At 58.9% G+C, this 7,990-nt stretch carries 6 protein-coding genes and 1 pseudogene; 2 read left to right on the top strand and 5 right to left on the bottom strand.

Features of this window, described 5'->3' with window-relative positions; genetic code table 11:
- Positions 1-422 precede the first annotated feature (422 nt).
- The 5 genes from VMS83_RS06155 to VMS83_RS06175 all read right to left on the bottom strand — a co-directional run bounded on the left by VMS83_RS06155 (position 423) and on the right by VMS83_RS06175 (position 6,365).
- Entirely contained in the window at positions 423-3,155 is a 2,733-nt protein-coding gene (locus tag VMS83_RS06155; RefSeq protein WP_325410904.1) for a DEAD/DEAH box helicase, read from the bottom strand.
- Complete coding sequence (locus VMS83_RS06160; RefSeq protein WP_325410906.1) at positions 3,109-3,894, bottom strand: metallophosphoesterase; 786 nt, start codon at positions 3,892-3,894, stop codon at positions 3,109-3,111. The genes VMS83_RS06155 and VMS83_RS06160 overlap by 47 nt, the downstream gene beginning before the upstream one ends.
- On the bottom strand, positions 3,891-4,664 hold the full coding sequence (locus VMS83_RS06165) for a hypothetical protein (protein ID WP_325410908.1): 774 nt from the start codon (positions 4,662-4,664) through the stop codon (positions 3,891-3,893). Before VMS83_RS06165 ends, VMS83_RS06160 begins: the two co-directional genes overlap by 4 nt.
- Before the next feature lie 115 nt (positions 4,665-4,779).
- Complete coding sequence (locus VMS83_RS06170; RefSeq protein WP_325410910.1) at positions 4,780-5,313, bottom strand: hypothetical protein; 534 nt, start codon at positions 5,311-5,313, stop codon at positions 4,780-4,782.
- Positions 5,314-5,339: 26 nt separating this feature from the next.
- A complete protein-coding gene (locus VMS83_RS06175) occupies positions 5,340-6,365 on the bottom strand; it encodes a DUF3821 domain-containing protein (protein ID WP_325410912.1) in 1,026 nt (341 codons plus the stop codon).
- A 183-nt stretch (positions 6,366-6,548) separates the two neighbouring features.
- Here VMS83_RS06175 and VMS83_RS06180 point away from each other — a divergent pair, with 183 nt between their 5' ends.
- Together VMS83_RS06180 and VMS83_RS06185 are read left to right on the top strand one after the other, a co-directional pair.
- On the top strand, positions 6,549-7,517 hold the full coding sequence (locus VMS83_RS06180; RefSeq protein ID WP_325410914.1) for a replication factor C small subunit: 969 nt from the start codon (positions 6,549-6,551) through the stop codon (positions 7,515-7,517).
- A 9-nt stretch (positions 7,518-7,526) separates the two neighbouring features.
- Positions 7,527-7,990, top strand: a pseudogene (locus VMS83_RS06185) (AAA family ATPase); the annotation flags it as partial.

Consider the following 7,990-nt stretch of genomic DNA (forward strand, 5'->3'; position numbering starts at 1 on the left):
AGCCATGGTCTGCCGGGATCTTTTCTCCGACGGAGGGTGGGAACGTGTGGATCCCTGTAGGGAAGGTTCCAGTGGAAGGGGTGCCAATCCACTCCACGAATATGCTTTTAAATCGTTATTTTGGCAAACAGACAGTTTTAAGCGGGAACAGACCGTGCAATTTAGCAGCGTTTTATGAGGCCCGAAAAAGGGAACGAGCAATTGGTCACCCGGTACTGTTTCGGGCACCAGAACGCTGATACGGCCTGAAAATTTCGGGGGTCCGGGACAGGGAGCGGTGGTCTCTTTTTTTGGATACGTTCCTGCGATCTGCCCGACGGGGCCTTCCGTGAGGGGAAGAATGGCCTTTTTGCAGGGGACCTGCAGCAGTTTTCCCTAAATATCCCGTCGGATCGCCGGAGATGAACCCTGGAACAAGCTTCCTACGCCCAGTACCGGTGCGTCTGGATAAAATTCCGCTCTGCCTTGAGGATTTCGCGGTAGAAAGCATCGCCATCCGCCAGGGTTGCGAGGATCCGGGACGCGTTCTCCGGTCCTACGCCCCGGGCCGAAAGGGCGATCACTGCCTTCTTCCCGCTCGAGAGCACAATGTTGGCATTCCGGAGCAGGCGTTGCTCGGTGGTCCGCTCCTCCTCTGATTTACTTTTCTTTGTGACTGTCTCGTACCCGTCCGCTTCGTATGGCTTGAGCGCAGCAATCAGCCGGGCCCCGCACTTCGGGCACTGTGGGATCTCCGGGACCCGGGAGACCACCGTCCGGCTCTTCCAGTTCCGGCAGTTCATGCACGCGAGCACCACTTCATCCTGGTCAAGCCGGCGTTTCAGGGTGGCAAGTACAGCCTGGTCCGCTGTAGGGGGTGGGATCTGGTCGCGGGAAGAGAGAATGCCATCCGCGCCAATGATGGAATGGGGTCCGATGGCTACCTCAATATCACCGGTTTTTACGAGACGCACGATCTCAGCTGCAGCATCCACGTCCATGTAGCCGGAGAGGAGCTCCCGGTATGCCTCCCGCTGCACCACCGTGTTATCGAAATACTCGAGCAGCCGATGGATACTGATCTTTTCGTAGTCTGCATCCGGGTCGATCGCACCAAATTTTTTTGCGATCTGCACGAGTTTCCACTTGAAGAGCGCCGTGCGTTTGAGAGCGAGCCGGAGGATGCCGGGCATATGGGCGGGTTCGAGCGAGAGGAAAAAGTCGCGGACATCGGCAGCCCTGACCTCTGAAGGAAGGCGCAGCAGGATCCGGTACGCGTCCAGCTCGATCCCCACTGTTGTACCGTACCGTGCCGAGATCAGGATCGAGAGCACGCGGCCGAGCGCCTCGTTTGCCTTGTGACCGGCGCAGACATTGCAGACCACGCCGTCATCGATGTTCTCGAACGTAATGAGCCGGTCAGTCGGGGTTCTGCACCGGTTCTTCTCCATCTCGGAAAGGACATGATCCGCAAACGCGATGCTCTCTTTTTCCTGTGTATACTTTCCCGTGGTGCGTTCGCGCCGGATCGCCCCGGCCTCCCGTGCCACCGCAAAGGGGACCGGGATCTGCTCCCCCTCCCATGAGGGGAGTTCGCCCATCGCTTTTTTGGCCGGCTCGACCGTGAGCCTGCCTTCGTTGATCTCCAGGACCCGCCAGAGCTGTCCCTTGGTAATGAAGACCGCACCGGTATGCACCCATCCCACCACGAACGATTCATCGAGTGTGCCAACGGTCCGGCGCGAGACCATGTCAAAGACCGGGATCTTGCGTTCGTCATGGATCATCGAGAGGTTGCCCGAGAGATAGCGCCGGGCCCGGGCCGTGGTAACGATCCGGCTGCCATCGATCCGGATAAGCCGGTGCTCTTCGAGCTGGGTGCAGACATCGTCAAGGAGCGTTCCGGCATCAGCAAAGAGGGAGGTGCGCTCCACGATCGTGCGGATGCGGCCCCGCTCGATCTCGCCGTACTCCACGGCTATTGCCGCGATCTGGTTGGCAAGCACGTCAGCCGCGTTTGCCTCCGGCACTACCGGCTCGATCTCGTTTGCCCGTGCCTTTCGCGCGATCACGAGCGATTCCAGCAGGTCGTCAAAGCCGGTGGTAAGGATTGTACCGCGCGAGATGGTGTTGAGCTGGTGGCCGGCCCGGCCCACTCTCTGTACCAGGCGGGCCACTTCGCGGGGGGAGCCGAACTGGATTACATGGTCAACTCTCCCGATATCGATCCCCAGTTCCATAGAGGAGGTGCAGATGAGTGTCCGGATCTCTCCTTTCTTGAACCGGTCCTCGGCATCGATACGGATCTCTTTGGAGAGTGAGCCGTGGTGCACCTCCACGTCCCCCCGGGAGTACAGGGCATGACCGAGCGCTTCCGCGGTTACCCGCGTATTGACAAAAACGAGCGTTGATCCCTCCTCCCGGTCCAGTGCCCGTTCGAGTGCCCGGACCTGGTGTTTGAAATCATCGCCCACAAAGCTGGTTGCAATCTCCAGCTGCTTTGCCACGGGTACCTGTACGATTGCGCAGGGCCGGGCTCCACAAAGGAATTGGGCAATGGTCTCCGGGTTCCCGACCGTTGCGGAGAGCCCGACGCGCTGGAACTCGCCGGCGTATTCCGCGAGACGTTCAAGTGCAACCGCAAGCTGTGCCCCCCGCTTGCTTGCGGCCATCTCGTGGATCTCGTCGACGATCACAAACTCCACGTGTTCCAGGTGTTTGCGGAGCCTCTTTCCCATGAAGAGTGCCTGGAGCGTCTCCGGGGTGGTGATAAGGAGATCGGGCGGCGAGAGCGCCTGCTTCCTGCGCTCGGCCATGGGCGTGTCCCCGTGCCGGACACCGACACGCAAACCCAGTTCACGGCACCACCACTCCATCCGTGAGAGGATATCCCGGTTAAGGGAGCGCAGCGGGGTCACGTAGATCGCCCTGAACCCACCGCCTGCCGGCATCTTCAGGAGGGCATCGAAGACCGGGAACATTGCGCTCTCGGTCTTACCGGTGCCGGTCGGGGCGATCAGCACCAGGTTCTTCTTTTGCAGGATCAGGGGGATGGCCTGCTCCTGTGCAGGAGAAAGTCGCGTAAACCCGCGCTTTCTGATGCAGGTGCGGACATGGTCGCTGAGCAGTTCAAGTGCCACGGCTGACCCTCCCTGCCTTCCCTTCGTCCCCGTCATCGTCCAGCAGCATGGTAAGCGGCCCGATGAACGTGCCATCGGCAAGGATAACCTCCGCTTCCTCTTTTTTTATGCACCGCGAGATCGGCGAGAACGGGTCTTTTGCGATCCTGACAATATCGTATCCTGCGATCTCGTTGAACGAGGGCACGAAGAGGGCCCGGGCCGGCCCTCCCCCCTCTTCATGGGACAGGCCGAGTGCGGGCGCATCAATTAATGCCCGCAGGTAGGCTGGTGCCACAAGCGAACAGCCCACCTCGTCGCGCAGGCTTACCTGCGGGTGATGGTGGCCGGTGACGAGGAGGCTCCCGGAGAGACCCGGCGCCGGGTACGTATGGCCGTGGAGGTACGTGACGCCGTCAATCACTGCCCCGTCCTTTGGCTGGAGTTCCCCGGGAAGGAGGAACCGCTCGATCCCGATATCGTGGTTTCCCGGAAAGACGAGGACCGGGACGCGTTGTCGGATCGTCTCAAGGATGCCCGGGATTTCAGCCCATTCCTGCCGGGTGAGCGAGGGAATGCTGTGCTTGACGTCCCCCAGGAGGACGAGCCGGTCGGGTTTTGTCGCATCCAGGTTCCGCATCAGCCGTTCGAGGCGCTCCCGGCTGTGGCTCCGGAAATGCATTCCGTGGGCGGCAAGATCGGCTTCGATCCCGAAATGGAGATCGGCAACGATGAGCAGGCGCTCGGTGTTCTCGATCACAAGTGCCGGGCCGTCACGGATGAATTCCAGTCTCATAATGGCTTGACGTACCCCTTCTGGGGCTGGTAACAATCGTCATTGGTCACGAGCGTCTCGATTGCAGAGAGCACCGCTGCCTGGGAATGGCCGAGCAGGGCAGCCTTCTCGATTACGTCCTGCACGGAAACTCCTTTCAGGCCGCTCCCGGCGCGGATGATCTCCATAATTGCCCCACAGATATCGGGAGCGGAAGCGGGTGCCGGCCCAGGCTCCCGGGGAACGCCGGCCAGAGCACTCCCGATCATACCTGTCATTGCCCGGAGTTTTTCGCGGGAGGTACCGTAGTGCCGGATGACTGTTTCTGCCCGTTCATCAGCCATCCTGCCTTCAAGAACCGTGAGGAGCCGGTCGAGTCGGGTCATGGTCATATCTGCCGTTGCAACGATCCACCGGTTCCGGACGTTTTTATCGACCATGTGCACATGCTCTACCCTGACAGAGACCACGACCCCTCCGTTTTTCCGGTACCCTTGGGCGGTTCCTGTTACTGTGACAAAGGATGGCACCGGGATTGCACGGATCTGTTCTGCAATTGCCCCCCGCCGTCCTCCGGCGACAAGGTCAAACGCCCCGGTCGGATCGGCAAGACGGCAATATAGGACATCAGCAACTTCTGTGACCTCGGTGAGCACACCGCAGAGGTAGAGCAACCGGCACCAGGCCCCGCCCGGTGTTACCACCCATGCCGGGCTCCCCGTATCTCCTGCAGGTACGGTAAGGGTCGCCTCCTTGAACTCTCCGGCAAAAATGCGGGCTGCGCCTTCCATGTTTCTGCTCAGTACTTGCAAAAGAGAGATATTCAAGGTATAGGCGTTGATAACCGGCCCGCGAAAATAAAGGGGATCAGGAGGTGCATTGCCGCGTGACGGAAGATGGATAATATTACGGGTGTTTTAGGGTTGGATCGAGTGCCGAAGCATTCGCGTACGCTGCATCTGCATCTGCATACCGCCCCAGCGCATGCAGGGCGTTTGCCTTGTTATAATACGCCACGGCCCGGAGCGTGGTCAGGTTGCCTTGTGCGTTGATCGCTGCATCTGCTGCATCAATCGCATCGTTGTACCGGCCCAGCTCCACGAGAATTCCTGCCCGGTTGGACTGGATCAGCGGGTTGAGCGAACTGACGTTTTCTGCAAGGGCTGCATCGGCATCCGCAAGCGCCTCCTGGTAACTGCCGGCATTTGCCAGGTCAACGCTCTTTGAATACAGTAAACCGGCCGACTGGAACGTGGCGGTGGCATTTGTGGTGGTTGTGGCTGCAGTCCCCGGTGCCCAAGGCCCCTGATGAGTCAGGACAAGACCCGCAATGACCGCGATGCAGATCGCAAGCACCACCCCGGTTACAAGGACATACTTACGCGGGATTGCAGGCCGGGTTTTTCCCGTAACCGCCGGTACGTTTTTCTTACGGCTCATAGCGTACAAAAAGGAGAGAGTGAAGATTAATACTTCCGCCGCAGCGCAACCGCGAGCCCTGCAAGGCACAGTCCAAGAAGGGCAATGCCGTCAGGCAGCGGGGCAAAGGTGGTCTTCTTCGGGATCGCGGTTGAGGTCGGCTGGGGAGTTGCCTGCCCCGTGGTCGGGACTGCTGCCGTGGTTACGGCTGCCGTGGCCGTCCCTGTCGGAGCAGAAAGTGACGGGAGAACGGTGGCAGTGGGCGTAGGTAACGCTGTTGCCACAAACGTGATGGTCCGGTCCCCGCTGGTGACCGTTCCAAGGGACGCGATCTGGTCATAACTGCTGCTCATGCCGTTAAGGTTCTGGCTGGCCACGAAGGTATAGGTTCCCGGCGGGTACACGTTACTGCCATCGGTGCTTTTCGCAGCGTGATCCCATGCCGGCCCGTTCTGCCATATGTAGGGCGAAGAGAGGATAACCGGATTGCTGTCAAACGGGATGACCTGGGTGGCGGAGTCTCCAACGTTTCCGGTAAGGATGCTTGGAATATTCTTTCCGTAAGGCGAGGTCAGTGTCACGGTAAAGAAGGCGTCAGAAGGATTATAGCTGGGGCGATAGGTGTAGTTGAGTGCCATATACAGGTTTGTATCGATACGGTACGTGATGTTTGCCGACACCGGTACGGACTGGCCGGTGACATCGGTATTGGTGTCGGTGTCCCAGATCGAGAGGTTGATCTGGGGCTGGTACACGACAAAGGCCGGGATATCCGGTTTTACGTCATGCGTGTACCAGGTGCCGGTATACCCGCTGAAAACTGCAGGATCCATATAATAGGCCCGCGAATTGCCGGAGATCGTGACCGTCTGGTTGGGGGCCTGGCTCCGGTCGGCGCCCGGGGGCCACCATGCGATGACAGAATGCCCGTTCAGGCCCGAGGAGATGTCCACGTTTTGCTCGCCAATGAATACCGGGGCACCGGCAGCGATCTTTGTGATACTTGCATGGACTGGTACCAGGCAGAGGATACCAACGAGAAGAAAAACAGGGAAAATCCGGCTCCGTAACATGAAAAGTAATTTCAGAACTCTTATGATAAAGATTATCCCGGTCCTGCACAGATATCATGGGACCTTACGCTCCTCTCTGTCCCGGCACTGAAGGTTGACCGGATCATGAGGAAAAACATCATTGGGAAGACAGATATTGTATTCAAGCAACAACCTAGAAAGTACCAACAGGGTGAATTTTGTATGGATGAGTCCCACACCATCTGGATAGAGAAGTACCGGCCGGCCAGGCTTGCCGATATCGTCGGCCAGGACGATATTGTAGAAAGGCTCTCATCCTATATAAAGTCCGGCAACCTCCCCCATCTCCTCTTTACCGGCAGTGCCGGTGTGGGAAAAACAACCGCGGCAGTCACTCTTGCCCGGGAGTTCTTCGGGGACTCCTGGCAGATGAACTTTCGTGAACTCAATGCCTCGGATGAACGGGGGATCGATGTGGTGCGCAACCAGATCAAGCAGTTTGCCCGGACCACTCCCCTGGGCGATGCAACTTTCAAGATCCTCTTTCTTGACGAAGCTGACGCACTCACGACCGACGCCCAGGCTGCGCTGCGCAGGACAATGGAGAGCTATGCCAAGACCTGCCGGTTCATCCTCTCCTGCAATTATTCCTCAAAGATTATCGACCCCATCCAGAGCCGGTGCGCGATCTACCGGTTCCGTCCGCTCGCATCCGCCGCGGTAAAGGAGGAGATCGCCCGGATTGCAGCAAAGGAACACCTGACCGTGACAGAGGAGGCAATGGACGCGATGGTCTATATCGCGCAGGGCGATATGCGCAAGGCAATCAATGCCCTGCAGGGTGCGGCGATCATCAGTACGACGATCGAAGCCCCGATGGTGTACGCCATCACCTCCAATGCCCGGCCGGAGGAGATCGAAGAACTCCTCCGGCTTGCGCTTGCCGGCGATTTCGAGGGAGCAGAGATCCTGCTTTCCCAGCTTCTGCGCGAGCGGGGTATTGCTCCCAACGAACTGATCAACCAGTGTTACCGGGCGCTCACGAAACGGGAGATGGACCGGGCACTCAAGGTGGAACTGATCGATGCACTCGGGGAAACCGACTTCCGGCTCTCTGAAGGGGCGAGCAGCGATATCCAGATGGAGGCGCTGATCGCACGGTTTGTCCTTGCGGGCACAAGGAAACGGTGAGGTACGGCAATGGAAAAGGCCCCCGAACAGTACCAGAGCGACCAGACCGAGGACTGGGGAAAGTTTCTGAAGAGCCGGTACAAGAGAGAACTTGGCGAGCTCTCCCGCCTGTATCCTCACAAACGTTCCCTGATGATTGATTACCGCCAGGTGGAACGGTTCGGGAAAGCCGGTATCACCCTTGCCGATGAACTGCTGGAGAACCCGGGCAAGGTGCTTGAGGATGTCTGGGATGCGATAAGAAACCACCAGCTGATCAGGACACGGGACGGCAAGGAGCCAAAGGCCCTCAACATCCGGTTTACAAACCTCCCGAAAAAGACGGCGATCCGCGAAATCCGGTCCGAGGATATCAACCGGTTTGTCTCGGTAGAGGGGATCCTCAGGAAGACCACCGAGGTCCGCCCCCGGATCGTGGAGGCGGTATTCAAGTGCCCGGCGGGCCATTTCACCAAAAAGACCCAGAAGTACGG

Origin of the sequence: Methanoregula sp. (genome assembly GCF_035543475.1) — an archaeon.
Classification (GTDB): Archaea; Halobacteriota; Methanomicrobia; order Methanomicrobiales; family Methanospirillaceae; genus Methanoregula.